Annotated in this window: 20 protein-coding genes and 1 riboswitch; of the genes, 17 read left to right on the forward strand and 3 right to left on the reverse strand. The window is 64.0% G+C overall.

Annotation, left to right across the window (positions count from 1 at the left end):
- The first annotated feature begins 16 nt into the window (after positions 1-16).
- The 6 genes from P353_RS00325 to P353_RS00350 all read left to right on the forward strand — a co-directional run bounded on the left by P353_RS00325 (position 17) and on the right by P353_RS00350 (position 8338).
- Complete coding sequence (locus P353_RS00325) at positions 17-2710, forward strand: sensor histidine kinase (protein ID WP_034364136.1); 2694 nt, start codon at positions 17-19, stop codon at positions 2708-2710.
- A 35-nt stretch (positions 2711-2745) separates the two neighbouring features.
- Positions 2746-3453: a response regulator gene (locus P353_RS00330; protein ID WP_034364138.1), complete on the forward strand. Its 708-nt coding sequence runs from the start codon at positions 2746-2748 to the stop codon at positions 3451-3453.
- An 18-nt stretch (positions 3454-3471) separates the two neighbouring features.
- Positions 3472-3569, forward strand: a riboswitch (S-adenosyl-L-homocysteine riboswitch).
- A 75-nt stretch (positions 3570-3644) separates the two neighbouring features.
- A complete protein-coding gene (ahcY, locus tag P353_RS00335; protein ID WP_034364139.1) occupies positions 3645-5075 on the forward strand; it encodes an adenosylhomocysteinase in 1431 nt (476 codons plus the stop codon).
- Positions 5076-5418: 343 nt separating this feature from the next.
- Entirely contained in the window at positions 5419-6615 is a 1197-nt protein-coding gene (locus tag P353_RS00340) for a TlyA family RNA methyltransferase (RefSeq protein WP_034364141.1), read from the forward strand.
- A gap of 78 nt (positions 6616-6693) precedes the next feature.
- Entirely contained in the window at positions 6694-7521 is an 828-nt protein-coding gene (metF, locus tag P353_RS00345; protein ID WP_034364143.1) for a methylenetetrahydrofolate reductase [NAD(P)H], read from the forward strand.
- 139 nt (positions 7522-7660) lie between these two features.
- Positions 7661-8338: a septal ring lytic transglycosylase RlpA family protein gene (locus P353_RS00350; RefSeq protein ID WP_034364145.1), complete on the forward strand. Its 678-nt coding sequence runs from the start codon at positions 7661-7663 to the stop codon at positions 8336-8338.
- Between the two features lie 93 nt (positions 8339-8431).
- Here the strand turns inward: P353_RS00350 and P353_RS00355 are convergent, their stop codons facing one another.
- On the reverse strand, positions 8432-9298 hold the full coding sequence (locus tag P353_RS00355; protein WP_034364147.1) for a 23S rRNA (adenine(2030)-N(6))-methyltransferase RlmJ: 867 nt from the start codon (positions 9296-9298) through the stop codon (positions 8432-8434).
- A 332-nt stretch (positions 9299-9630) separates the two neighbouring features.
- Between P353_RS00355 and rplM the strand changes: the two genes are divergently transcribed.
- From rplM to P353_RS00410, 11 genes are all read left to right on the forward strand, one after another.
- Positions 9631-10059 (forward strand): 50S ribosomal protein L13, encoded by a 429-nt coding sequence (rplM, locus tag P353_RS00360; RefSeq protein ID WP_003059004.1) that lies wholly within the window; start codon positions 9631-9633, stop codon positions 10057-10059.
- Between the two features lie 10 nt (positions 10060-10069).
- Positions 10070-10462, forward strand: coding sequence for a 30S ribosomal protein S9 (rpsI, locus tag P353_RS00365; RefSeq protein WP_003059002.1), 393 nt, complete (start codon positions 10070-10072; stop codon positions 10460-10462).
- Positions 10463-10674: 212 nt separating this feature from the next.
- Positions 10675-11040 carry an iron-sulfur cluster insertion protein ErpA gene (gene erpA, locus P353_RS00370; protein WP_034364149.1) on the forward strand — a complete coding sequence of 122 codons (366 nt, stop codon included), beginning with the start codon at positions 10675-10677 and terminating at the stop codon, positions 11038-11040.
- Positions 10997-12577, forward strand: coding sequence for a multidrug transporter subunit MdtD (mdtD, locus tag P353_RS00375; RefSeq protein ID WP_269799944.1), 1581 nt, complete (start codon positions 10997-10999; stop codon positions 12575-12577). Before erpA ends, mdtD begins: the two co-directional genes overlap by 44 nt.
- Positions 12578-12895: 318 nt before the next feature.
- A complete protein-coding gene (gene xdhA, locus P353_RS00380) occupies positions 12896-14500 on the forward strand; it encodes a xanthine dehydrogenase small subunit (protein ID WP_034364153.1) in 1605 nt (534 codons plus the stop codon).
- 1 nt (position 14501) lies between these two features.
- Complete coding sequence (xdhB, locus tag P353_RS00385; protein ID WP_034364155.1) at positions 14502-16928, forward strand: xanthine dehydrogenase molybdopterin binding subunit; 2427 nt, start codon at positions 14502-14504, stop codon at positions 16926-16928.
- A gap of 162 nt (positions 16929-17090) precedes the next feature.
- On the forward strand, positions 17091-18392 hold the full coding sequence (locus P353_RS00390; RefSeq protein ID WP_034364157.1) for an NCS2 family permease: 1302 nt from the start codon (positions 17091-17093) through the stop codon (positions 18390-18392).
- Positions 18393-18805: 413 nt separating this feature from the next.
- Entirely contained in the window at positions 18806-19795 is a 990-nt protein-coding gene (locus P353_RS00395) for an ABC transporter substrate-binding protein (protein WP_034364159.1), read from the forward strand.
- 12 nt (positions 19796-19807) lie between these two features.
- Complete coding sequence (locus P353_RS00400; RefSeq protein WP_034364161.1) at positions 19808-20665, forward strand: ABC transporter permease; 858 nt, start codon at positions 19808-19810, stop codon at positions 20663-20665.
- Positions 20662-21387 carry an ABC transporter ATP-binding protein gene (locus P353_RS00405; protein WP_034364163.1) on the forward strand — a complete coding sequence of 242 codons (726 nt, stop codon included), beginning with the start codon at positions 20662-20664 and terminating at the stop codon, positions 21385-21387. The genes P353_RS00400 and P353_RS00405 overlap by 4 nt, the downstream gene beginning before the upstream one ends.
- Before the next feature lie 13 nt (positions 21388-21400).
- A complete protein-coding gene (locus P353_RS00410) occupies positions 21401-22753 on the forward strand; it encodes an LLM class flavin-dependent oxidoreductase (protein WP_034364164.1) in 1353 nt (450 codons plus the stop codon).
- 33 nt (positions 22754-22786) lie between these two features.
- On the opposite strand, the gene P353_RS00415 is transcribed toward P353_RS00410, so the two are convergent.
- Positions 22787-23926: an anhydro-N-acetylmuramic acid kinase gene (locus P353_RS00415; protein WP_052084607.1), complete on the reverse strand. Its 1140-nt coding sequence runs from the start codon at positions 23924-23926 to the stop codon at positions 22787-22789.
- A 141-nt stretch (positions 23927-24067) separates the two neighbouring features.
- Entirely contained in the window at positions 24068-25426 is a 1359-nt protein-coding gene (locus tag P353_RS00420; RefSeq protein WP_034364166.1) for a M23 family metallopeptidase, read from the reverse strand.
- Between the last annotated feature and the right edge of the window lie 11 nt (positions 25427-25437).

Genomic DNA, 25437 nt, shown 5'->3' on the forward strand with positions numbered 1-25437 from the left:
ATACGCTGATCGCCTGATGCCTTCATCCACACCATCATCGGCCGCGCAGCGCCCCGACCCCGACGCGCTGGTCGCTCAACTGCAGGCGGATCGGCAGCGCGCCCATCTCGGCAAGCTGCGCATCTACTTTGGCTCCAATGCCGGAGTCGGCAAGACCTATTCCATGCTGGCGGCCGCGCAGCGCGAGCGGCAGGCCGGGCGCAAGGTCCTGGTGGGGCTGGTGGAGACGCATGGCCGCGCCGAGACCGAGCAGCAACTGCATGACCTGGAGCTGCTGCCGCGGCGCACGCTGGCCTACCAGGGCAGGCAGCTGGACGAGTTCGACCTCGATGCAGCTCTGGAGCGCCGCCCGGAGGTGCTGCTGCTCGATGAGCTCGCGCACAGCAATGTGAGCGGCTCGCGCCACCCCAAGCGCTGGCAGGATGTGCAGGAGCTGCTGGAGGCGGGTATCGAGGTGTGGACCACGCTCAACGTTCAACACCTGGAAAGCCTCAACGATGTGGTGGGCGGCATTGTGGGCATACAGGTCCATGAGACCGTGCCCGACCATATCTTTGACGATGCCGACGAGGTCATCGTGGTCGATATCCCACCCGAGGAGCTGCTCAAGCGTCTCAAGTCGGGCAAGGTCTACCCGCTGGAGCAGGCCGAGCGGGCTTCGCGCAATTTCTTTCGCCAGGGCAATTTGCTGGCGCTGCGCGAGCTGGCCTTGCGCCGCACGGCCGATCGTGTCGATGAGGATATGCGCGACTACCGCCGCGAGCGCTCCATCGGCGATGTCTGGCCCACGCGCGAACGCCTGCTGGTGGGCGTGGGCGGCCGCGCCGGTGACGATGCCCTAGTGCGCCAGGTGGCACGCCTGGCAAGGCGGCTGGAGGCCGACTGGGTGGTGGTCTATGTGGATGCGCCGGAACGCCAGCATCGGCCTCGGGCGGCGCAGGAGGCCGTGCTCAAGACACTGGCGCTGGCTGCGCGTCTGGGCGCGGAAACGGCCACCATTCCCGGTGCCCATGTGGCCCAGGCGCTGGTGGACTTTGCGCGTGAGCGCAATGCCAGCCATCTGGTGCTGGCACGTGTGCATGAACCTTTGAGTCGCTGGCTGCGCTGGCGTGCCCCCAGCCTGTCTGAGCAGATTGCGGCGCTGGATCCCGGCCTGGACGTGCTGCTGCTGTCCGTCAAGCAAAGCAGGAATGACAGCACCTTGCGATTGCCGGCTGTGCGTGAAAAGGCCATTCCGTGGAAGGGCTATGCGGGCGTGACCTTGGCATGTCTGGCCGCTACAGCGGTGGCGGAGCTGCTGCTGCGGGTGTTCGACCCGGCCAATGTGGTCATGCTTTTCCTGCTGGTGGTGGTGCTGTCCGCCGTGCGCTGGGGGCGCGGCCCCGGAGCATGGGCGGCCCTGCTGTCAGTGCTGCTGTTTGATTTCTATTTTGTGCCGCCGCGCAACTCTTTCAGCGTCAACGATACGCAATACCTGTTCACCTTCAGCCTGATGCTGGGTGTGGCCCTGGTCTGCGGCCAGCTGACGGCGCGGCTGCGCCACGAGGCGCGCGTGGCCGCAGAGCGCGAAAGGCGGGCCGGCGCGCTGGCCAGGCTGGCGCGTGACCTGTCGGGTGCGCTGACGCAGGAGCAGGTCACGCAGATCGCGCTGACTACGATTTCAGGCGTTTTTGATGCCCAGACCGGGCTGCTGGTGCCCGATGCCGATGAGCGCCTGCAGTTGGCGCAGGGCAGCGAAGGTCAGATCGACACCAGCGTGGGCCGCTGGAGCATGGAGCATGGCCAGATGGCCGGCCACGGCACCGATACCCTGGCCGCCGCGCCGGCGCTTTATGTGCCGCTGATGGCGCCCGTGCGCTCGCGCGGCGTGCTGGTGCTGCAGCTGCGTGCGCCGCAGAAATTGAGGGTACCCGAGGAGCGCCGCCTGCTCGACGCCTGTGCCAGCCAGATCGCCCTGGCATTGGAGCGTGTGCATTTTGTGGAGGTGGCGCAGCAGACCCAGATCGCCATGGAGGGCGAGCGCATGCGCAACACCTTGCTCTCGGCCGTCTCGCACGACCTGCGCACGCCGCTGACGGGCATCCTGGGTGCCGCCCAGGCGGCCTTGCCGCATGCGCCCCAGGGGCCGGCGCATCACATGCTGGTGCAGATTCGTAATCAGGCTCAGGCGCTGCAGCAACTGGTGGACAACCTGCTGGCCATGGCGCGCCTGCAGCAAGGCGGCGTGCAGCTCAAGCGCGAATGGCTGCCGGTGGACGAGCTGGTGGGCAGCGCGCTGGCGCAGATGCGCGAGCGACTGGCCGCTCATGCGCTGCAGACCTCGCTGCCGGCCGATCTGCCTTTGCTGCAGCTCGATGCCGTGCTGATGGAGCGTGTGCTGGTCAATCTGCTGGACAACGCCATCAAGTACACGCCCGAAGGCACGACGATCACCGTGGCCGCGCGCGTGCTGGGCAGTGACTGCGTGCTGAGCGTGCAGGATGCGGGGCCGGGTCTGCCCGGGCATCTGCCTGTCGAGCAACTGTTCGAGCCGTTCACGCGTGGCCAGGCGGAGAGTGCCGTGTTTGGCATGGGGCTCGGGCTGGCGCTGGCGCAGCGCATCGTGCAAGCCCATGGCGGCCGATTGCGGGTGGCGGCGGCAGATCCTGGGCCGGGCACCATTTTCAGCGTATACCTGCCCGTGCCCGAGCAACCGGCCATGGACGAATGAGCCGACAATCCCGTGCATCACATGCAAATCCGAACATGACAAGCGCCGCACCCCGCATCTTGCTGATTGAAGACGACGCCAGCATCCGCCGCTTTGTGCGCCTGGCACTGGAGGACGAAGGCTGGCAGGTGTTCGAGTCCGAAACCGCCAGGCGCGGCCTGATCGAGGCCGCCAGCCGCCAGCCCGACGCCGTGGTGCTGGACCTGGGGCTGCCCGATGCGGATGGCAAGACCGTGATTGCCGAGCTGCGCGGCTGGAGCCAGTTGCCCATTCTGATCCTGTCCGCGCGCGAGCGGGAAGAAGAAAAGGTGGCGGCGCTGGACGCTGGCGCCGATGACTACCTGACCAAGCCCTTTGGCGTGCCCGAGCTGCTGGCCAGGCTGCGCGTGATGCTGCGCCGCCGCCAGCAGGCATCGGCGTCAGACAAGCCCGGCAGCTGTGCGCGTTTCGGTGCTCTGGTGGTGGATCTGGCGGCGCACGATGTCAGGCGTGACGGTGTGGCCGTGCACCTCACACCCATAGAGTTTCGTCTGCTGGCGGCCCTGATTGCCGGCCATGGCAAGGTGCTGACCCACCGCCAGTTGCTGCTGCAGGTATGGGGCGCTGAATATCTGGACCGCCCCCACTATCTGCGTGTGCACATGGCCAATCTGCGCCAGAAGCTAGAGCTCGATCCGGCCCAGCCCCGGCATCTGGTAACCGAGTTGCAAGTCGGTTATCGCTTGGTGGGCCTGGAAGGCTGATTCCTTTATAATCGCCGTCCATCCGAGGAGCGTTGCAGCGTTCCCCCGGCCAGCCATGAGCTGGTCTGCGCGGGGCGTGAGGCTCGGATTTCATCCCGCAACGACGCTCGCCCACGCTTTCTGTGCGGTGAGCCGGTTTATTCCCCCTCTGCTGCAGAACGTGGTTTTTCATTCAAGATTTGGAGAAAACCATGAACGCTGCCGTGCGCTTCAACCCCGCTGATTCGGCCATTACCGATATTTCCCTGGCTGCCTGGGGCCGCAAGGAAATCAGGATCGCCGAAACCGAAATGCCCGGTCTGATGGCTGTGCGTGAAGAGTTCGCCGCTGCCCAGCCCCTCAAGGGCGCGCGCATCACCGGCTCGCTGCACATGACCATCCAGACGGCCGTGCTGATCGAGACGCTGACGGCTCTGGGCGCACAAGTGCGCTGGGCTTCGTGCAACATCTTCTCGACCCAGGACCACGCAGCTGCCGCCATCGCCGAAACCGGCGTGCCTGTCTACGCCATCAAGGGCGAGTCGCTGGAAGACTACTGGAACTACACCCACTCCATCTTTGAATTCGGCGCCGCTGGCACCGAGGGCGAAGGCCCCAACATGATCCTGGACGACGGCGGCGATGCCACCATGCTCATGCACCTGGGCAAGCGCGCCGAAAAAGACCTGTCCGTGCTGGCCAACCCCGGTTCGGAAGAAGAGCGCATCGTCTTTGCCGCCATCAAGGCCAAGCTGGCCGTGGACTCCACCTGGTACAGCCGCAAGTCGGCCCAGATCCTGGGCGTGACCGAAGAAACCACCACCGGCGTGCACCGTCTGAACGAAATGTCGGCCAACGGCAGCCTGCTGTTCCGCGCGATCAACGTGAACGACTCGGTGACCAAGTCCAAGTTCGACAACCTGTACGGCTGTCGCGAATCGCTGGTGGACGGCATCAAGCGCGCCACCGACGTGATGATCGCCGGCAAGGTGGCTGTGGTGGCCGGTTACGGCGATGTGGGCAAGGGCTGCGCTCAGGCTCTGAGCGCACTGCGCGCCCAGGTGTGGGTGACCGAGATCGACCCCATCAACGCCCTGCAGGCCGCCATGGAAGGCTATCGTGTAGTGACCATGGAATATGCCGCCGACAAGTGCGACATCTTCGTGACCACCACCGGCAACAAGGACATCATCCGCCACGAGCACATGGTCGCGATGAAGGATGAGGCCATCGTCTGCAACATCGGTCACTTCGACAACGAAATCGATGTCGCATCGATCGAGAAGTACGAGTGGGAAGAGATCAAGCCCCAGGTTGACCACATCACCTTCCCCGATGGCAAGAAGATCATCCTGCTGGCCAAGGGCCGTCTGGTGAATCTGGGTTGCGCCACCGGTCACCCCAGCTTTGTGATGTCCAACTCCTTCGCCAACCAGACCCTGGCGCAGATCGAGCTGTTCACCCGCCCCGACGCCTACGAAGTGGGCAAGGTCTATGTGCTGCCCAAGGTGCTGGACGAAAAGGTGGCTCGCCTGCACCTGAAGAAGGTGGGCGCCATGCTGACCGAGCTGACCGAAGCGCAAGCCGCCTATATCGGCGTGAAGAAGGAAGGCCCTTACAAGCCTGAAACATACCGCTACTAAGCACCCCCTGAGCGGCCCCGCCGCTTCCCCCTAGCCGGGCGCCCCTCTCTCGCTTTGCTTCGCAATGCGGGAGGGGGACGACAGCCTCGCTGGGGCAGCACTCGCTGCGGGGCGGCGGGGCCGCCCAGGCCCTTGCTCGCTGTCACTTGCTTGGTGTGAGCCAGTACTGAGACTGTGTTGACTTATTTGATAGCTGTTTTCGCTTGTTGGGTAATGATTTCAGATAGTTATCTATCTGAATCTCAATCAAGGCGGGCGCGAGCAGCTATCAAAAATGTGATTTATTTGCCCGCTGCACGCCGTGCAGCGTCTGGCGCCGGTTTATTTCAAAGGAAGCGACGCTATGCGCGCAGATGTTTTTTTGGTTGAAGCAGGTCATGCTGCCACCCGTTCCCAGGCCCAGCGCCTGATCGCCTCGGGTGTGGAGTGGCGCCTGACGCCGCTGGCGCCATGGAAGAAAGTGGCCAAGAACGGCGACGAGATTCCTGCCGGTGCCGAGCTGCAGCTGCTGGATGCCGCCGAGGCCAAATACATCTCGCGCGGCGGGCTCAAGCTCGAGGGCGCGCTGGCCGCGACTGGCCTCAGCGTCAAGGGCTTGCGCTGCCTGGACGTGGGTCAGAGCACGGGCGGCTTCACCGATTGCCTGCTGCAGGCCGGTGCGACCCAGGTCATCGGCATCGACGTGGGGCACGGCCAGCTGCACGAGCGCCTGAAAAGTGACGAGCGCGTGGTCTGCGTCGAGGGCTTCAACGCCCGCGCGCTGACGCCCGAGCTGCTGGAGAAGGCCTGCGACGAGGCGCTGTGCGAAGTCATCGAGGAAGAAGAGGACAACGACACCCAGCCCGTCGCCCCCTATGCCTGGATGCGCAACGGCGGTCAGGTCGATGAAGACTATGACGACAGCGACGATGCCAAGGAGCAGGATGTCGAGAGCTTCAAGGCCGAGCGCGCCGCCAAGGCCAAGGCCCGGGCCGAAGGTCTGGCTCCGGTGGAGCTGCGCCGCAAGCCCGGCACCGAAAATATCGACATCAGCCCGGCCTTTGATTTCGTGACCGGCGATCTGTCCTTCATCTCGCTGACCCTGGTGCTGCCTGCCGTGGTGCAGTTGCTCAAGCCCCATGGTCAGCTGCTGATGCTGGTCAAGCCCCAGTTCGAGCTGCAGCCCGGCCAGATCGGCAAGGGCGGCATTGTGCGCGACACGGCCCTGTACGCCGAAGTCGAAAAGCGCATTCGCGACTGCCTCGGCGATCTGGGGCTGAGCGTCAAGCAGTGGCTGGACTCGTCCATTGAAGGCGGCGACGGCAATCACGAATTCTTTGTCTGGGCCCAGCAGGGCGCTGAAGTCAAGGCTCCGGCCCCGGCTGTTGCAGACGAATCGGCTGCGGCCAGGCCAGCCGTCAAGGCGGCCGCCAAGCGCCCTTCGCGTGCCGACATCAAGGCCCAGCGCGCCAAGCAGGAGCTTTACGAAGACCCCGAGGTGGCCAGCTTCGGTCAGCCCGGCCCGGGCCGCAGCAAGCAGAAAAAGCGCAACGAACGTTGAGCGTTGAGTAAAAAAGCGTGGCGGGTGCCGAGCCTTCGACGCCCGCACATGATCCAGGATTCAGAGACATAGACCGCCATGAGCTTTCCCGTCAGCTTCGAGTTTTTTCCTACCAAGACCCCCGAGGGCGCTGCCAAGCATGTGGGCGTGCGCCAGGCCCTGTATGCGCGCAAGCCCGAGTTCTGCTCCGTGACCTATGGCGCGGGCGGCTCCACCCAGGCCGGCACCTTCACCATGGTGCGCGACATCCAGAACGAGGGCGTGGGCGCGGCCTCGCACTTCTCCTGCATCGGCGCCACGCATGAAAAAGTTCGCGCCGAACTGAACGAACTCAAGGCCATGGGCGTCAAGCGCATCGTCGCCTTGCGCGGCGACCTGCCCAGCGGCTACGGCCTGGGCGGCGAGTTCCAGTACGCCAGCGATCTGGTGGCATTCGTGCGCCAGGAGTTCGGCGACTGGTTTCACATCGAAGTGGCCGCTTATCCCGAAACTCACCCCCAAGCAAAGTCCCCTCGCAGCGATCTGGACGCATTTGTTGCTAAAGTGCGCGCTGGTGCAGATTCCGCCATCACGCAATACTTCTACAATGCCGACGCATACATGCGCTTTGTCGATGAGGTGAAGGCCCTGGGGCTCGACGTGCCGGTCGTGCCAGGAATCATGCCAATTACCAGCTCTACGCAGCTGATGCGCTTCTCGGATGCATGTGGTGCCGAGATTCCGCGCTGGATTCGTCTGCGTCTGCAGGCGTTCGGAGATGACACCGCTTCCATTCGTGCGTTCGGTCTGGATGTCGTGACTCATCTATGCGAGCAGTTGCGCAGCCAGGGTGCTCCCGGGCTGCACTTCTATACGATGAACCAGAGCGTCGCCACTCTGGAGATCTGCGACCGTCTGGGTCTGTAAGCCAAAAGCTTGCCGGCCGCGAGGCGGCCGGTCTTGGGCGGCTCTCACTTGAGCTTTCAAGGAGATTGCGCCCGTGCAACCGAAATTTTGGCGTTTGCGTTGTTGTCAGTGGATAGGTCTTGCCGTCGTCACTGCGACCATGGCCGGCTGTGCTCCGCTGCCGCAAGAGCCCGAGCAACAGCCTCCCGTCGTCCAGAGCCAGTCCCGAAAGAAGGGCGCGCAGCCCACGGTCTCCGCCCCCCTGCTGCCCGACGCCTATGCGCGCAGCAACTATCGCGACAAGGGCCTGGGCGTCAAGGCCAACAAGCCTGCGGATGCCGACAAGGCAGACCTGCCCGAAGACAGCACCAAGTACGAGCTGAGCCCGCCGCGTGAAAGCGACCAGGCGGGCCTGGCCTCCTGGTATGGCGAGCAGTTCCACGGCCGCAAGACGGCCAGCGGCGAGCGCTTTGACAGCATGGACATGACGGCAGCGCACAAGACCCTGCCCTTCGGGACGCGCGTTTGCGTGCGCAGTTCCGTGACCGGCAAGAGCGTGGTGGTGCGTATCAATGACCGCGGCCCCTTCGCGCCCGGTCGCGTCATCGACCTGAGCAAGGCCGCGGCCCAGGAGCTTGGCATGCTGGGCCTGGGCATCAAGCCCGTGGAGCTGTGGCAGCTCGACGCCGACGAAGACGAGTGCCCGGCCACGCTCAATGCGTCGAGCCGAAAGCGTCACCAAAGTGTGACTCAGGGCGCTGCCGCCGCCAAGACGCGCGCGGCGTCCGCGAATCAGCCTTCGCGCAAGGTCTCCCAGACCGCCAAGCGCAAGCGCTGAACCATTATTGCTGGTTGAAGGCGGCGCGCCGCCTGCGCAGCTGGTGCGCCCGGACTGCAGAGGGCCGGCAAGGGCTGCCCCACAGCCGCGCAGTTAGCCGCCAGACTCCAGCGTGAATCCTGCATTGCTGTCCTGACCCAGCAGCTTGACCAGCTGCGGCATGGCGGGCTTGAGCTGATCCTTGAGATTGAACGGCGGGTTGATCAGAAACATGCCGCTGGCGGGCAGGCCGCCGCGCTCGGAGGTCTTGTTGCTCTTGACCGTGAGCGTGGCATGCAGCCAGCTCTTGCCGGACTTGGTGGCCATGGTCTTGAGCCGCTTGGGCAGATCATGGGCATCCGGGCGCGGGATGATGGGGTACCAGACGGCGTAAGTGCCTGTGGGAAAGCGCTTGAGGCCGTCCGCCACCATATCCAGCACGCGGCCGTAGTCGGTCTTCAATTCGTAGCTCGGATCGCAAAGCAGCAATGCGCGGCGCGAGGGCGGAGGCAGGAATTTCTTCACGCCTTCGAAGCCGTCCTCGTGCAGGATGGCGACTTGGCGCCTGGCTTCCAGCTGGGCCATGTTGCCGGTCAGCGAGCGCATGTCCGTGGGGTGCAGCTCAAAGGCCTTGAGGCGGTCATGGCCGCGCAGCAGTGCCTGGGAGATGAAGGGCGAGCCGGGGTAGTTGCGGATGGCATTGCCCTGGTTGAAGCTGCGCACCATCTGCAGATAGTCCTGCAGCACCGGGGCCAGCTCGGCCTCCTTGGCGGCAGCCAGGCGCTGCACGCCTTCTTCGGCCTCGCCGCTCTTGCTGGCGTAGTCGCCGTCCAGGCGGTACAGGCCGGCGCCGCCGTGGGTGTCGAGCACCGTCAGCGCAGCCTCTTTTTGCGTGAGGTATTGCACGGTGGCAATCAGAATGGTGTGCTTGAGCACATCGGCGTGATTGCCTGCATGGAAGGCGTGGCGGTAACTGAACATAGAGATGGATGGTAACCAGCAGGGCAAGAGGGGAACAGCACTTTTTACCCTGTGGTCTTTAAAGGCTGTCGGCGCCTGGGTGCAGAGGCAGAAACAGGCACTAGGGGCTGTTTCACAACAGGCTGCTGCACGAAAACACGCAGATTCTGGCGTTTTTGTATAATGGCGGGCTTCGCAGCGATTTTATGGTTCCCGCGGCGAAGGCTTGGGCCAAGTTTAAATTGGTCCGAGTAACCCCGCCTAAGAGGCTTCCTTTAAAAGACCTGTCTTTTTCAAGAAGAAGCACCGACCGCGGAAAAGGGACCGCCAAACCTTCTTGAAAGAGAAAACTCATGTCTACATTCAGCGCAAAGCCCGCTGAGGTGCAACACGAGTGGTTTGTGATTGACGCCACCGATAAGGTGCTCGGACGTGTCGCCAGCGAAGTGGCACTCCGTCTGCGCGGCAAGCACAAGGCCATTTACACACCTCACGTTGACACCGGTGACTACATCGTCATCATCAACGCCTCCAAGCTCAAGGTCACTGGTACCAAGAACCTGGACAAGGTGTACTACCGTCACTCCGGTTTCCCCGGTGGCATCACTGCTACCAACTTCCGCGACCTGCAAGCCAAGTTCCCTGGCCGTGCTCTCGAGAAGGCCGTCAAGGGCATGCTGCCCAAGGGTCCTCTGGGCTACGCCATGATCAAGAAGCTGAAGGTTTACGGCGGTGCTGAGCACCCCCATACCGCACAGCAGCCTAAGGCTCTGGAAATCTAAGGAGACCTAGATGATTGGTGATTGGAACAATGGCACAGGCCGTCGCAAGTCCAGCGTCGCTCGCGTTTTCCTGAAGAAGGGCTCCGGCAAGATTACTGTGAATGGCAAAGACATTCAGCAGTACTTCGGCCGCGAAACCTCCATCATGATCGCAAAGCAACCCCTGGTTCTGACTGAGAACCTGGAGACTTTCGACATTCAAGTGAACGTCCATGGCGGCGGCGAATCCGGTCAAGCCGGTGCAACCCGTCACGGCATCACCCGTGCCCTGATCGACTATGACGCAGCTCTGAAGCCTGCACTGAGCCAAGCCGGCTTCGTGACTCGCGACGCTCGTGAAGTCGAACGTAAGAAGGTCGGTCTGCATTCCGCACGCCGCGCCAAGCAGTTCTCGAAGCGTTAATCCGCCTCCCCTGCAGGAAAGACTCTTCGGAGTCTTTTCACGAAAAAACCGCCTCGAATGCAAGTTCCTGGCGGTTTTTTCATGGGCGCCTTACGCCTTGTCCAGCGCTTGCGCAAAGCCCCCACTTGCTCTGGCGACAAAGAGATACGGCCGGTATTCCCGAGCCCCTTGCTGTACCATTTCAGGCAATCAAGAAACTACGGAGTACTGCCATGAGCGCCGTTGCTGAAACCACGACCACCGAAATGCCTTCCCCCATCGTCTTCACCGACAGCGCTGCTGCCAAGGTGGCCGACCTGATCGCCGAAGAAGGCAATCCCGAGCTGAAGCTGCGCGTTTTTGTGCAAGGTGGTGGCTGCTCCGGTTTCCAGTACGGTTTCACCTTCGACGAGATCACCAACGACGACGACACCACCATGACCAAGAACGGTGTCTCGCTGCTGATCGACTCCATGAGCTATCAGTATCTGGTGGGTGCCGAGATCGACTACAAGGAAGACCTGCAAGGCGCTCAGTTCGTGATCAAGAACCCCAATGCCTCGACCACCTGCGGTTGCGGCTCCAGCTTCTCGGTCTGAGTCGAATGATTGTCTGCGCGCCGGCCGCTCTGGTCTGGCGCCCGCATATTGCTTAAGCCGCTGCCTGTCAGCGGCTTTTTTGTTGCCTTGCCGCCTCGTTTCGGAGCTGCCCATGGGTGAGATGCCCGCCGCGCACCATAGCGCCCCCCATAAAGAAAGACTGCTGTGGCTGGTGGCCATCGGCTTTTTCATGCAGTCGCTGGATGCGACCATTCTCAACACGGCCTTGCCGGCCATGGCGACCGAGCTGGGCGAGAGCCCGATGAAGATGCAGTCGGTCATCGTGGCCTATGCACTGACCACGGCCATGCTGATTCCGGCCACGGGCTGGGTGGCCGACCGCTTTGGCACGCGGCGCGTCTACGGCTGGGCGATCGGCCTGTTTGTGCTGGGCTCGGTGCTGTGCGCGCTCTCGCCCAGCCTGCCGTTTTTGATCGCGGCGCGCGTGGTGCAGGGCGTGGGCGGCGCCATGATGCTGCCCGTGGGGCGGCTGGCCGTGCTGCGCACCTATCCGCGTGGCGAGTTCATTCGCGCCATGAGCTTTATTGCCATTCCCGGCCAGGTCGGCCCGTTGCTGGGGCCTACCCTGGGCGGCTGGATGGTGGAGTACGCCAGCTGGCACTGGATCTTCTGGATCAATGTGCCCGTGGGCCTGATCGGGCTGTGGGCGACCTGGCGCTGGTTCCCGCGCAGCGCGCCCGTGCCCGTGCACCGCTTTGACGGCGCGGGCTACGCCATGCTGGCCTTCGGCATGGTGGCCATTTCCATCGCGCTGGACGGCCTGTCCGGCATGGGGCTGGGCATGGCGCTGGTGGTGGTGCTCATGGTGTTCGGCCTGGCCAGTCTGGCCAGTTACTGGATGCATGCGCTGCGCGTGGATGAGCCGCTGTTTGCGCCGGGCCTGTTCAAGGTGCGCTCGCTGCGCGTGGGCCTGCTGGGCAATCTGTTCACGCGTTTCGGCAGCGGCGCCGCTCCGTTCCTGATCCCGCTGATGCTGCAGGTCGGCCTCAAGATGTCGCCCATGAACGCGGGTCTGATGATGCTGGCCACCGTCACCGGCAGCATGCTGGTCAAGCGCATTGCCGTGCGCACGGTGCAGCGCTTCGGCTACAAGCGCGTGCTGCAGGTCAACTCGGTGATGCTGGCGGTGATGCTGGCCTCGTTCGGGCTGGTGGTGCCGGGAACGCCGGTGTGGCTGCTGCTGGTGCAGCTGTTCATCTTCGGCGGCTTCAACTCCATGCAGTTCTCGGCCATGAATTCGGTCACGCTCAAGGATATGGAGGGCGAGTCTGCGAGCAGCGGCAACAGCCTGCTGTCCATGGTGCAGATGCTGGCCATGAGCATGGGCGTGGCACTGGCCGGAGCCCTGCTGACAGGCTTCAGCGATATGTGGCCGGCGCACAGCGACGAGCGCATGCAGGCCATTCGCGCCACCTTTGTGACGGTGGCTCTGATGACGCTGGCGGCGACGCTGGTGTTCAGCCAGCTCGATGCCGACGAGCCTGTGCGCCCGGCTCCGGATGGCGGCGACGCCTGAAAATTTGATAGCTTGAGGCGCTTGTCAATCAACGATTTCAAATTGTTTTCAATCTGAAATCGTTGATTAGAAGGCACTATTAGCTATTGATAGGGGAGCATTGCCATGCTCCCTTCTCCTGGGACTTACCCGTAGGAAGCCGGGTTTTGTACGGGTTCACCCTTGATTTTGGTCACGGATATATGACGCGCTACATAGCCCCTATGAGCGCGTCTGTATGAGAAGCTGCCCATGCAGGCGTAGCCTTCGATCTTGACGAATGCTGCGTTTGGAATGCATCTTGCATGCAGGCATTCAATCTCACCCTGTCCCACGATCATGAGCACCAGTCAGAACTCTCAACCGATACGCTTCTTCCACCGCGGCGAGGTGGTGGAAGTGCAAGGCCCGCACCCCACACGCTCCGTGCTGCAATGGCTGCGCGAGGATGCCCATTGCACCGGCACCAAGGAGGGCTGCAACGAAGGCGACTGCGGTGCCTGCACGGTAGTCATCGGCGAGCTGGCCGAAGCCGGCGATACCGAGGCCATCAACGGCCTGCGCCTGCAGACCGTCAATGCCTGCATTCAGTTCCTGCCCAGCCTGCATGGCAAGGCCTTGTTCACGGTGGAAGACCTCAAGAGCCAGTGCGCTGGCAAGTCTGCCTGCGCCGGCAAGCCTGCAGGCCCGCAAAGCCTGCATCCGGTACAGCAGGCCATGGTGGAGTGCCATGGCTCGCAATGCGGCTTCTGCACGCCCGGCATCGTGATGACGCTGTGGTCGGCCTATGAGCATCACCAGCAGCAGGGCAGCGAGCCCACGCGTCAGCAACTGGCCGACGAGCTCTCGGGCAATCTGTGCCGCTGCACGGGCTACCGCCCGATTCTCGATGCCGGCCAGCGCATGTTCGATCTGCCTGCGGTGCGTCTGGACACGGCGCCCGTGGTGGCTGCACTGCAAGGCCTGCAGGCCGGCAATGCAGGGCTGAACTATGCGGCGCCCCAGGGCCTGCGCACTGACTTCTTCCACGCTCCGCGCACGCTGGCAGATCTGGCCAGCCTGTGCGAGGCCAAGCCCAAGGCGCGCATCGTGGCAGGCTCCACCGATGTGGGGCTCTGGGTCAACAAGCAGTTCCGCGACCTGGGCGACATGATTTACGTCGGCGACGTGGCCGAGATGAAGCGCATCGAAGTGCGGCCCGACGCCGAGGGCGGCGAGCTGTATATCGGCGCCGGGGCTTCGCTGGAATCGGCCTGGAGTGCGCTGGTGCAGCGCTGGCCCAGCCTGACCGATGTCTGGCTGCGCTTTGCCTCCACACCCATCCGCCACGCGGGGACCATGGGCGGCAATGTGGCCAACGGCTCGCCGATCGGCGATTCGCCGCCGGTGCTGATGGCGCTGGATGCCCAGATCGAGCTGCGCAAGGGCGAGCGTGTGCGCCGCATGCCGCTGACGGATTTCTATCTGGACTATATGAAGAACCAGCTGGAGGCGGGCGAGTTCGTGCAGGCCCTGGCGGTGCCGCTGGCGGCCATGCAGCGCCAGGTGCGCGGCTACAAGATCAGCAAGCGCTTCGACTGCGATATCTCGGCCCTGTGCGCCGGCTTTGCCATCGAGCTCGATGGCGAGATCGTGCAATCCATCAGGCTGGCTTTTGGCGGCATGGCCGCCACGGTCAGAAGAGCGGCGGCAGCCGAAGCGGCCCTGCTGGGCAAGCCCTGGAGCCTTGAAAACGTGAAGGCTGCTCAGGCCGCGCTGGCTCAGGATTTCAAGCCCATGAGCGATATGCGCGCCAGCGCCGATTACCGCCTCAAGGTGGCGCAGAACCTGATCCAGCGCCTGTGGCTGGAAACGCGCGCCGATCAGCCGCAGGGCACTGATGCGACCAGTGTCTGGAGCGTGATGCCCCATGTCGTTCCCGCCGCCGTGGAGCAAGGAGTCTGAAATGAACCACCCCCTTGAATTGACGAATGAACTGGTGGCCGAAGCCTTTGCCGATTACCGCAAGAATCAGGCCTATCGCATTGACGAAGTGACCGAGGCCAAGGCCCATGATCAGGGCGCGCGCGTGGGTGTCAGCCGCAAGCATGAGTCCGCACACCTGCATGTGGCCGGCGAAGCCGCCTATATCGACGACCTGCCCGAGCTGGAAGGCACGCTGCATTGCGCACTGGGTCTCTCTCCCGTGGCCCACGGCCGTTTGACGGCGCTGGCGCTGGAGGCCGTGCGCGCCATGCCCGAAGTGGTGGACGTGATCACGGCGGCAGATATTCCCGGCGTCAACGACTGCGGCTCCATCATTCATGACGACCCCATCCTCTGCGATGGCGAGATCCGCTACGTAGGCCAGCCCCTGTTTGCCGTGATTGCCCGCTCGCGCGATGCGGCGCGGCGTGCGGCCGCCTTGGCCAAGGCGGCCGCCACCATCAGTGAGCTGGCGCCCGTGCTGACGCCGCGCCGGGCCCATGAGCTGGGGCAGTATGTGATGCCGCCCATGCACCTGGAGCGCAGCACCCGCGAAGGCGGCGCGCGCGCCGCCATGGATGCCGCGCCGCACCGCCTCAAGGGCTCCTTCGATGTGGGCGGGCAGGAGCAGTTCTATCTGGAAGGGCAGATCAGCTACGCCACGCCCAAGGAAGACGGGGCTGTGCATATTCATTGCTCCACCCAGCATCCCAGCGAGATGCAGCATCTGGTGGCGCATGCCCTGGGCGTGGCTTCGCACAGCGTGCATGTGGAATGCCGGCGCATGGGCGGCGGCTTCGGCGGCAAGGAGTCGCAGTCGGCGCTGTTCGCCTGTGTGGCTGCCGTGGCGGCCACCCGGCTGCAAAAGCCGGTCAAGCTGCGCCTGGACCGCGACGACGACTTCATGATCACCGGTCGCCGTCACTGCTTCTGGTATGAGTACGACGTGGGCTATGACGATGAAGGCCGCGTGCTGGGAGCCGAGATCTCCATGGTCTCGCGCTCCGGTCACTCTGCCGATCTGTCGGCGCCGGTGATGACGCGTGCGCTGTGCCATTTCGACAATACCTACTGGCTGCCCGATGTGCTCATGCATGGCTATATGGGCAAGACCAACACCCAGAGCAATACGGCTTTCCGTGGCTTTGGCGGACCTCAGGGCGCGATTGCCATCGAGAACATTCTGGATACGGTGGCCCGCAGCCTGGGGCGCGATCCGCTCGATGTGCGGCGCGTCAACTTCTACGGCAAGGGCGAGCGCAACATCACACCCTACGAGCAGGTCGTGACCGATAACGTGATTCACGAGCTGGTGGCCGAGCTGGAGGAGTCCAGCGACTACCGTGCGCGCCGTGCGGCCGTGAATGCCTTCAACGCCACCAGTGCCGTGCTCAAGCGCGGCCTGGCGCTGACGCCGCTGAAGTTCGGCATCTCCTTCAATGTGGCCCACTTCAATCAGGCCGGCGCACTGGTCCATATCTATACCGATGGCTCGATTCTCGTGAACCATGGCGGCACCGAAATGGGCCAGGGCCTGAACACCAAGGTGGCTCAGGTGGTGGCGCATGAGCTGGGCGTGGCCTTCGAGAATGTGCGTGTGACGGCCACCGATACCAGCAAGGTGGCCAACACCTCGGCCACGGCGGCTTCGACGGGGGCCGACCTCAACGGCAAGGCCGCACAGGATGCCGCACGTCAGCTGCGCGAGCGCCTGGCCGAATGCGCCGCGCGCCTGCATGGCGGCGATGCCCATGACGTGCGCTTTGCCAACAATGCGGTGCAGGTCAATGGCCAGAATGTGCCGTTTGCCGAGCTGGTGCGCGCTGCCTATCTGCAGCGTGTGCAGCTGTGGTCGGATGGCTTCTATGCGACGCCCGGCCTGCACTGGGATGGCAAGCGCATGAAGGGCCACCCCTTCTTCTACTTTGCCTATGGCGCGGCCGTCAGCGAAGTGGTCATCGATACGCTGACGGGCGAATGGAAGCTGTTGCGCGCTGATGTGCTGCATGACGTGGGCCGCTCGCTGAACCCGGCCGTCGATGTGGGCCAGGTGGAGGGCGCCTTCATCCAGGGCATGGGCTGGCTGACCACCGAGGAGCTGGTGTGGCATCCGCAAACCGGAAAGCTCACGACCCATGCGCCCAGCACCTACAAGATTCCTACTGCCAATGACTGCCCGCCGGTCTTCAATGTGCGCCTGTTCGAGGGTGACAACTATGAAGACTCCATCCACCGCAGCAAGGCCGTGGGCGAGCCGCCGCTGCTGCTGCCGTTCTCGGTGTTCTTCGCGATTCGCGATGCGGTGTCGGCCGCCGGCGAGCACCGGATGAACCCTCCACTGCAGGCACCTGCCACGTCAGAAGCCATCCTGCGCGCAGTGGAAGCCGTTCAAGGGCACACTGGCTAGTTTTTCCTCACAGGTGTTGTCGCCTTGCGGGGCGGCAGCCATTTGAGTCATGGCTGTTTGCCGCGGGGCAAGGCCATGTGCTGCGCCGCTCATTTGGCGGCGCAGGACCGGGCGCGTTCCTCGCGTTGCGCCTCGCATGCAAAACAACACGGAGACTATGCAATGAACTGGACAGAGCGGATATTCAAACTCAGGGAGCACAACACCAATGTGCGCACCGAACTGGTCGCAGGACTGACGACCTTTCTTTCAATGGCCTACATCATGTTCGTCAACCCCTCCATTCTGGGGGATGCGGGCATGCCAAAAGGCTCGGTCTTTGTCGCCACCTGCCTGATCGCAGCGCTGGGCTCGACCATCATGGCGCTGTATGCCAACTACCCGATCGCGCTGGCGCCGGGCATGGGGCTGAACGCCTATTTTGCCTACGTGGTGGTGCTCAAGATGGGCTATACGTGGGAGGCGGCCCTGGGGGCGGTGTTCGTCTCGGGATGTCTGTTCCTGATCTGCACGATGCTGGGCCTGCGTGAGCTCATCATCAAGGGCATACCGCAGTCCATACGTGTGTCCATCACCGTGGGTCTGGGTCTTTTCCTGGCGCTGATTGCGCTCAAGACCGCCGGTGTGGTTGCCGCTGACCAAAATACCTATGTGACGCTGGGCGATCTGCACAAGCCCGAGGTCATCATGGCGCTGCTGGGCTTTTTGCTGATTGTGATACTTGATCGTCTCAAGGTGCCGGGCGCATTGCTGATCGGCATCCTGGCCGTGACGGTGGCCTCGTTCTTCTTCGGCGGCAATACCTTCCACGGCATCTTCTCGGTACCTCCCTCCATCGAGCCCACCTTCATGAAGCTCGACATCAAGACGGCGCTGACCACGGGCTTCCTCAATGTGGTGCTGGTGTTCTTCCTGGTGGAGCTGTTTGATGCCACCGGCACGCTGATGGGCGTGGCGCGTCGCGCCGGCCTGCTGGTGCCTGAGCGCATGGGGCGTTTCAACCGCTCGCTGCTGGCCGATTCGGGCGCGATTTTCGTGGGCTCCATCCTGGGTACCTCCAGCACCACCGCCTATGTGGAGAGCGCTGCCGGTGTGCAGGCTGGCGGTCGTACCGGTCTGACGGCTCTCACGGTTGCCATGCTGTTCCTGGCCTGCCTGTTCATCGCGCCGCTGGCCGGTGTGGTGCCCGGCTATGCCACTGCGCCTGCTTTGCTGTTCGTGGCCTGCCTGATGCTGCGTGACCTGACGGAAGTGCAGTGGGATGAAACCACCGAAGCCATACCGGCAGTCGTCACCGCGCTGATGATGCCTTTCACCTACTCCATCGCCAACGGTCTGGCCTTCGGCTTCATCACCTATGCCGTACTCAAGCTGTGCACGGGCAAGGTCAAGGAGGTGCACTGGATCATGTGGGTGATTGCTGCCCTGTTCCTGTTCAAGTTCATCTACGTCGGCGGTCACTGAGCGTTCATGCGCCGATCTAACCCGGCCTGGCTCGATGGAGCCGGCCGGGCAGGACATCCAAGATGCGAAAAGCAGTCCGGCTACTGGTGGGTCGGGCTGCTTTTTGCATTGCGAGCGGCAGGCCTGCCGATGGCCTGTGCCTTGATGGACAGAGCCCGGGCGGGCGCCGATTTCCCCGGGCTTCAACAACATTGATTTCATGAGCATATTGCTGAATCAAAGCTTGTTGCGCGCCTTGCGGGTTGCGGAAATCAACTCGTGCAGTCTTAAGTACTTGGCAGCACAGTGAAATTCATGCGAGGCCGGTGAGCTGACTCCGGTGCTCGGATGAGTTGGTTGTTTCCAAATTTGAAATCAATATTTTTTGATCTGCCGACTGCTCCCTAGCATCCGTCCCATTGCATACATGGGAGATGGAAGTGGACAAGCGTCGATTCCTGCTGGCAGGGCCTTCGGTGTTGGCAGTGGCTGCCATGGGCGCAGCCGGTGCTGCGCATGCTGCGGCAGACGCCAGGACCAGGCTGGTTGTCGCTGACCAGAGCGAGCTGATTCGCCATCTGCTGGATGCCAGCGGCGAACGCAAGAAGACCGGTTTTCAGCTGGAGCTGCCCAATTTTGCCGGCGGTCCGGCCATTTTCGAGGCCATCCGCGCCGGGGCACTGGACATGGCCTATGTGGGAGATACGCCTCCCATACAGGCGCGGGCCGCAGGCGTGAACCTGCCCATCATCGCGACCTTCACCCGAGCCAGAGCGGAATATCGCTTGCTCCAGCATGCCGGCGCGGGGGTGGAGCGCCTGAGTGATCTGCGCGGCAAGCGCGTGAGCTATGTGGAGGGCTCGGGTCGTCAGGTTTTTCTGATCGAGGCGCTGAACCGGGCGGGCCTGACGCTCAAGGATGTCACGCTGGTGCATCTGCGCGTGGCCGAACTCAACGATGCCTTGCGCACCCGTGCCGTGGATGTCGCCACCATTGCCGAGCCGCATGTCACGCGGCTGTCCAGGCAGGTCGGTGCGCGTGTGGTGCCCGATCCCCTGGAGCGTCAGCTGCTGCCTTCCACTTCCTATATCTATGCCCGTCCGGAGGTGCTGGCCGATCCGCAAAAGGCCGAGGCCATCCGCGAATTCCTGGGCTCCTTCGTGCGTGCAGGGCGCTGGAGCAATACCCATCGCAAGGAATGGGAGCAGCATTACCTGCGCAATTTCCAGCGTCTCGATGTCGAGAGCGCGGCGGCCATACAGGCGGCGCAGGCTCCGCTGGAGTTCCAGACCGCTGCACAGGCCCAGCCTCATCATCAAAAGCTCATCGACATCCTGCACAGTGCAGGCAGTCTGCCCCGACGTCTGGATGCCAGGGACTCCTTTGTGGCGAGCTATGACGGCGTGATCGTCGCCAATCGCTGAGGAGCTGCCGTGATGACACCGATTCCTCTGGAAGCGCGCTTGGCCGGCTGGCAGTCTCAGGCCGGATCGCCGCTTGCCGCGCCACACCGCAAAGCCCCGGCGCTGGTGCCGGCCCGCCTGTCGCCGGGCATGCTGCTGGCCGGGCCGGCCCTGCTGCTGCTGTTGTGGGAGGCTGCATCGCGCCTGGGGTATCTCTCGCCCGAGACGCTGACCGCGCCGTCGCAGGCATTGCGCACAGGCTATGAAATGGCCCTTGATGGAAGCCTGCTGCCGCATCTGCTGGCTTCAGCTGGGCGCGCCTACACGGGGCTGTTTCTGGGCATTGTGGTGGGGGTGCTGCTGGCGCTGGCCGCCGGACTGAGCCGCAGCGGCGAGGCCTTGATCGACGGTCTGGTGCAGATCAAGCGGGCCGTGCCCACGCTGGCGTTGATTCCGCTGGCCATCATCTGGCTGGGCATAGGCGAGGCGATGAAAGTCTTCCTCATCTTCACCGCAGTGCTGATTCCCATCTACATCAACACCCATGCAGCGCTGCGCAGCATAGACATCGGCCATGTGGAGCTGGCGCAGACGCTGGGACTGTCGCGTGCCGAATTCATCCGCAAGGTGGCGCTGCCGGGTGCCTTGCCGGGCTTTTTTGTGGGCCTGCGCATGGCGGTCTCGCTGTGCTGGACGGCGCTGGTGGTGCTGGAGCTGATCAACACGCAGACCGGCATCGGCTATCTGATGAACCGTGCGCGCGACTGGGGGCAGACCGATGTGATCGTGGTGGGCATCCTGATCTACGCGCTGCTGGGTCTGCTGTCGGACGCCGCTGTGCGGCGCCTTGAGGCTCGCGTGCTCTCCTACCGGAGGTCGCTGGGATCATGAGCAATCCATCATTGACCGGTTCCGTGCAACTGCACGGCTTCAGCCGCAGCTTCCAAGGCAGGCAGGTGCTCGATGACATCCAGCTCGATATCGCACCCGGGCAGTTCGTGGCATTGCTGGGGGAGTCGGGCTCGGGCAAGACCACGCTGTTGCGAGCCCTGGCCGGCCTCGATGTCGAGGCCTGGAGTTCGGGAGTGGCGCTGGCCCACGGAAATGTCAGCGTGCTGTTCCAGGACTCGCGCCTGCTGCCCTGGCTCACGGTGCTGGACAACCTGACGCTGGGGCTGGACGCACAGGCTGCCCGGCCTGCCGCAGCTCAGTTGCTGCGCGAGGTGGGGCTGGCAGACAAGGCCGCGGCCTGGCCCGCCAGCTTGTCGGGCGGTCAAAAGCAGCGCGCGGCACTGGCTCGCTCCTTGCTGCGCGAGCCCCATGTGCTGCTGGCCGACGAGCCTTTTGGCGCCCTGGATGCGCTGACCCGCCTGCGCATGCAGGGTCTGCTGAGGCGCATGGTGGAGCGCATACGTCCGACGGTGATTCTGGTGACCCACGATGTGGACGAATCCCTGCTGCTGGCAGACCGGATTCTGGTGCTCAGGAACGGAAAGATCGCCGAAGACCATGCGCTGGATCTGGCCCATCCGCGGCGCCCCGATCACCCCGCTTTCATGCAGCTGCGCGCGATCTTGCTGCGCAGTCTGGGTGTGGAAACCGAATTTGCCTGAAAGAAGCCCTGCCATGACAAGACAACTACACCTGAACCTGTTTCTGATGACGCGCGGCCACCACGAAGGTGCCTGGCGTCACCCCGGAGCCCATCGCAAGGCCCTGACTGATCTTGAGCTCTATGTGGATGCGGCCCGCATCGCCGAGGCCGCCAAGTTCGATGCCGTGTTTCTGGCCGACGGGCTGGTCGGGCCCGACAGCGGGCAGATGGCCTCTTCAGGCCAGCTGGAGCCGCTGCTGCTGCTGGCTGCACTGGCGCAGCATACCGAGCGCATCGGGCTGATCGGCACGGCGTCCACCACCTACAGCCTGCCCTATACGCTGGCGCGTCAGTTCGCCACGCTGGACCATCTCTCCAGGGGCCGGGCTGGCTGGAATATCGTGACTTCCTGGCTGCCCAGGGCCGGCGAAAACTACGGACTGCAGCACAACGTCGAGCATGCCGAGCGCTACCGCATCGCCGAAGAATTCGTGGCCGCAGTGGATGCGCTGTGGCGCAGCTTTCCGGGCGGTGCGGTGGTGGACGATGCCGAATCGGGCCAGTACCTGGACATCGGCCAGGTACGCCCCGTCAACTATGCGGGCACGCATATCCGTACGCGCGGACCGCTGAATGTGCCGGGCAGTCCCCAGGGCCGTCCGGTGCTGGTGCAGGCCGGGCAGTCCGAAACCGGCCGGGCCTTTGCCGCGCAATGGGCCGAGGCCATATTCACGGCGCATGGCAGCAAGGAGTCGGCGCAAGGCTTCTATGCCGACATCAAGGGACAGGCGAAGGCGCTGGGGCGCAGTGCCGAGGGCATCGTGATCCTGCCGGGCATCAGCGCCGCGATTGGATCGACGGAGTACGAAGCCCGTCAGGTGTGGGAGGAGCTCGACAGCCTGACCAGCATCGAAGTGGGACTGGGGCGCCTGTCGGCACGGTTTGGCGGACATGATTTCAGCAGTCTGCCGCTGGACCGTCGGCTCACGCGCGACGACTTTCCGGACCCCGCGCTGGTCGAGGCTTCCAGGAGTCGCGTCATAGGCTATGTGGAGACCACGCTGCGCGACGGGCTCACGCTGCGTCAGCTGCTCAAGCGACTGGCAGGCGCGCGCGGGCATCTGGCGATTGCCGGTACGCCCGAGCAGGTGGCGGACACGATTGAAGACTGGTTCCGCACGGGCGCCGCCGATGGCTTCAATGTGATGCCACCGGTCATCACGCAGCAGCTGGAGCTGTTTGCCAGCGAGGTCGTGCCCATTTTGCGCAAGCGCGGGCTGTTCCGCAGCGACTACCAGAGCAGCACGCTGCGCGGTCACTTCGGCTTGCCCGATCTGCCGGCTGTGCAGCACAGACTGCAGGCGGATGCCGCAGTAGCGGCCTGAACCTGCAGGCGGGAGGGCAGCCGGCTATCAGTCTCAGGCGGGGTGGATGGCGCCCAGAATGCGCGGGCCGCTGGCGCCCGTCACGCTGGCCAGATTGCCGGGCAGGCCCAGCAGGCATTGGCGTGCCAGCCAGGCAAAGGCGGCGGCCTCCACTTCAAGCGGGGGCAGGCCGCGCTCTGCCGTGGAGGCTACTTTCACACCGGGCAGCAGCGCGGCCAGGCGTTGCATCAGATAGGTGTTCAGTGCGCCGCCGCCGCAGACCAGCAGTTCGGTGCCGCCCCTGCCGAAACACTGCACGGCATGGGCGCAGCTGGCGGCCGTGAATTCGGCCAGGGTCGCCTGCACATCGACCGCGGCGGCCTGCGCCGCATGTTGCTGCAGATGCCGCTCCAGCCAGCCGGCATGAAACAGATCGCGCCCCGTGCTCTTGGGCGGCTGCTGGGCCAGATAGGGATCGCCCAGCATGGCGGCCAGCAGCTCGGGCAGGACCTTGCCGCTGGCGGCCCACCGGCCGCTCTCGTCATAGCTCTTGCCGGTATGCTCCAGGCACCAGCCGTCCATCAGCGCATTGCCGGTGCCGGTATCGAAGCCCAGCACCGAGCCGTCGGCACCCAGCACGCTGAGATTGGCAATGCCGCCGATATTGAGCACCAGGGCTGTTTCCCCGGGCTTGCCGAACACGCTTTGATGAAATGCCGGCACCAGCGGCGCGCCCTGGCCACCTGCTGCCACATCGCGGCTGCGCAGGTCGGCGACGACGGTGATGCCGGTCAGCTCGGCCAGCAGGGCGGGACTGTTGAGCTGCAGCGTATAGCCCGTGCCATCGAACATCTGCGGACGGTGGCGCACGGTCTGGCCATGGGCGCCAATGGCTGCGATCTGCCCGGCCTCGATGCCGGCTGCGGTCAGCAGTTGCTGCACCACCTGTGCATAGTGGCGCACCAGTGCGTTGGCGGCCAGGGCGGCGCGATGGAGCTCGTCCTGGCCGCCAGCGGTGTTCAGGGCCAGCAACTCGGTGCGCAAGGCCGCGTCGAAGCCGCAGCTGGCATGTTGCAGCACTCGCGTTGCCTGGCTGAAGTCCACGAGAACCCCGTCGACGCCGTCCAGCGATGTACCGGACATCAGGCCGATATAGAGGGAGCTTTGAGCGGCTTGTTCAATGGCATTGGGCATGGCAGATCAGAGGGTTGGCGTGCGGTTTACTATCTTAGCTGTAGCGTTTGCGGCTTTCCTGGCGGTCGCTGCAAACGATCCTGATGCGGCAAATGAAAAAGGGCTGCAATTTGCAGCCCTCAGGTTGTCTTGCGCGGTGGATCAGCGCGCGCTGGCCAAGGCATACGACTGCGTGCCGGCGTTGAGTTCGATGCGCATCTGCGCGGCCTGCTGCTCGAAGGCCGGGCGGGCGGCCTTGGAGATGGGCTGGGCGGCGTCGGTGATCTGGGCAATGGTCAGCGGGTCGCGCTGCTCGCCCTTGTCGCGGAACTCGAAGTGCAGGTGAGGGCCGGTGGCCCAGCCCGTGGAGCCCACGGCGCCGATGATGTCGCCCTGGTCCACGCGTTGACCGCGCTTGACGTCGACGCGGCTCAGGTGGGCATACACGGTGGTGTGCTGGTTGGCGTGATCGACAAAGATCACATTGCCGTAGCCGTTTTGTACGCCGGCAAAGGACACGACGCCGTCGCCCACGGTGCGCACCTTGGTGCCCGTGGGGGCTGCAAAGTCGGTGCCCAGATGAGCGCGCCAGGTTTTCTGGATGGGGTGCACGCGCATGGAAAAACCGCTGCTGATGCGCGAGAACTCCACGGGGTAGTTCAGATAGGCCTGGCGCAGGCTCTTGCCGTCCAGCGTGTAGTAGGCGCCTTTCTTGCCGGCTTCCTGGAACCACATGGCCTGATGCGACTTGCCATTGTTGTAGAACTCGGTGCTCAGCACGCGGCCGGCACGCAGCGGCTCGCCATCGGCTTCCAGCGATTCATAGACCACGGCAAAGCGGTCGCCCTTGCGCAGGCCGCGGCGGAAGTCCAGCTCGCCCTGGAAGATGTCGGCCATCTGCATGGAGACACTGTCGGGAATGTCGGAGGCATCCGTGGCGGCAAAGAAGGAGGAGCGAATCACGCCACCGGCGAGGCGGGGGCTGGCCGTGAGCTTGCCGGTCTCGATCTTGGACTGCAGCTTGCCGTCCACGCGTTCCACGGTCAGGCGCTGAAAGCTGCCGTCTTCGCTGGGGGCCCAGCGCACGGTCAGCTGACTCAGCTGCTGGTCGGGCGTGGTCTGCGCTGACACCAGTCGGCCGGCGCGGCCCAGCACGTTCTGGCGCACGGCTTCGTTGCTGCGCATGAAGGCTGCGGCCTGCGGGTCGGCAATGCCAAGGCGCTGCAGCAGCGACTCGGTGGTGTCGTTGCTGCGGGTGTATTCGGAGCGATAGAGGGAGAAAGACTGCAGATCCGTCAGATCGGCCAGATCCTGGCCGGCGGCCAGGGAGGTGACGGGTTCGGTCAGTGTGCGTACGGGGAGGTCGGCGGGGTCGGGGCCCAGGCTGGCCACTGCGAAGGCGCCGCTGCCACCGGTCAGCAAAACCGTCGCCAGCGCCGCCGTGGCGCGCTTGGGGTGTTTTTGCAGAGCCGATGTCAACCGCGCAAGCAGAGCACCGCCGGCATTTTTCAAGCCAGTCATCAAAACATCAA

The sequence above is a fragment of the Comamonas testosteroni genome, assembly GCF_000761245.1.
In the GTDB taxonomy this organism is placed as follows: domain Bacteria; phylum Pseudomonadota; class Gammaproteobacteria; order Burkholderiales; family Burkholderiaceae_C; genus Comamonas; species Comamonas testosteroni_C.

Excerpts from the sequence above, each read along its gene's own strand:
- P353_RS00325 (WP_034364136.1), top strand. The coding sequence starts at position 17 with ATGCCTTCATCCACACCATCATCGGCCGCGCAGCGCCCCGACCCCGAC.
- P353_RS00330 (WP_034364138.1), top strand. The coding sequence starts at position 2,746 with ATGACAAGCGCCGCACCCCGCATCTTGCTGATTGAAGACGACGCCAGC.
- ahcY (WP_034364139.1), top strand. The coding sequence starts at position 3,645 with ATGAACGCTGCCGTGCGCTTCAACCCCGCTGATTCGGCCATTACCGAT.
- P353_RS00340 (WP_034364141.1), top strand. The coding sequence starts at position 5,419 with ATGCGCGCAGATGTTTTTTTGGTTGAAGCAGGTCATGCTGCCACCCGT.
- metF (WP_034364143.1), top strand. The coding sequence starts at position 6,694 with ATGAGCTTTCCCGTCAGCTTCGAGTTTTTTCCTACCAAGACCCCCGAG.
- P353_RS00350 (WP_034364145.1), top strand. The coding sequence starts at position 7,661 with ATGGCCGGCTGTGCTCCGCTGCCGCAAGAGCCCGAGCAACAGCCTCCC.
- P353_RS00355 (WP_034364147.1), bottom strand. The coding sequence starts at position 9,298 with ATGTTCAGTTACCGCCACGCCTTCCATGCAGGCAATCACGCCGATGTG.
- rplM (WP_003059004.1), top strand. The coding sequence starts at position 9,631 with ATGTCTACATTCAGCGCAAAGCCCGCTGAGGTGCAACACGAGTGGTTT.
- rpsI (WP_003059002.1), top strand. The coding sequence starts at position 10,070 with ATGATTGGTGATTGGAACAATGGCACAGGCCGTCGCAAGTCCAGCGTC.
- erpA (WP_034364149.1), top strand. The coding sequence starts at position 10,675 with ATGAGCGCCGTTGCTGAAACCACGACCACCGAAATGCCTTCCCCCATC.
- mdtD (WP_269799944.1), top strand. The coding sequence starts at position 10,997 with ATGCCTCGACCACCTGCGGTTGCGGCTCCAGCTTCTCGGTCTGAGTCG.
- xdhA (WP_034364153.1), top strand. The coding sequence starts at position 12,896 with ATGAGCACCAGTCAGAACTCTCAACCGATACGCTTCTTCCACCGCGGC.
- xdhB (WP_034364155.1), top strand. The coding sequence starts at position 14,502 with ATGAACCACCCCCTTGAATTGACGAATGAACTGGTGGCCGAAGCCTTT.
- P353_RS00390 (WP_034364157.1), top strand. The coding sequence starts at position 17,091 with ATGAACTGGACAGAGCGGATATTCAAACTCAGGGAGCACAACACCAAT.
- P353_RS00395 (WP_034364159.1), top strand. The coding sequence starts at position 18,806 with ATGGAAGTGGACAAGCGTCGATTCCTGCTGGCAGGGCCTTCGGTGTTG.
- P353_RS00400 (WP_034364161.1), top strand. The coding sequence starts at position 19,808 with ATGACACCGATTCCTCTGGAAGCGCGCTTGGCCGGCTGGCAGTCTCAG.
- P353_RS00405 (WP_034364163.1), top strand. The coding sequence starts at position 20,662 with ATGAGCAATCCATCATTGACCGGTTCCGTGCAACTGCACGGCTTCAGC.
- P353_RS00410 (WP_034364164.1), top strand. The coding sequence starts at position 21,401 with ATGACAAGACAACTACACCTGAACCTGTTTCTGATGACGCGCGGCCAC.
- P353_RS00415 (WP_052084607.1), bottom strand. The coding sequence starts at position 23,926 with ATGCCCAATGCCATTGAACAAGCCGCTCAAAGCTCCCTCTATATCGGC.
- P353_RS00420 (WP_034364166.1), bottom strand. The coding sequence starts at position 25,426 with ATGACTGGCTTGAAAAATGCCGGCGGTGCTCTGCTTGCGCGGTTGACA.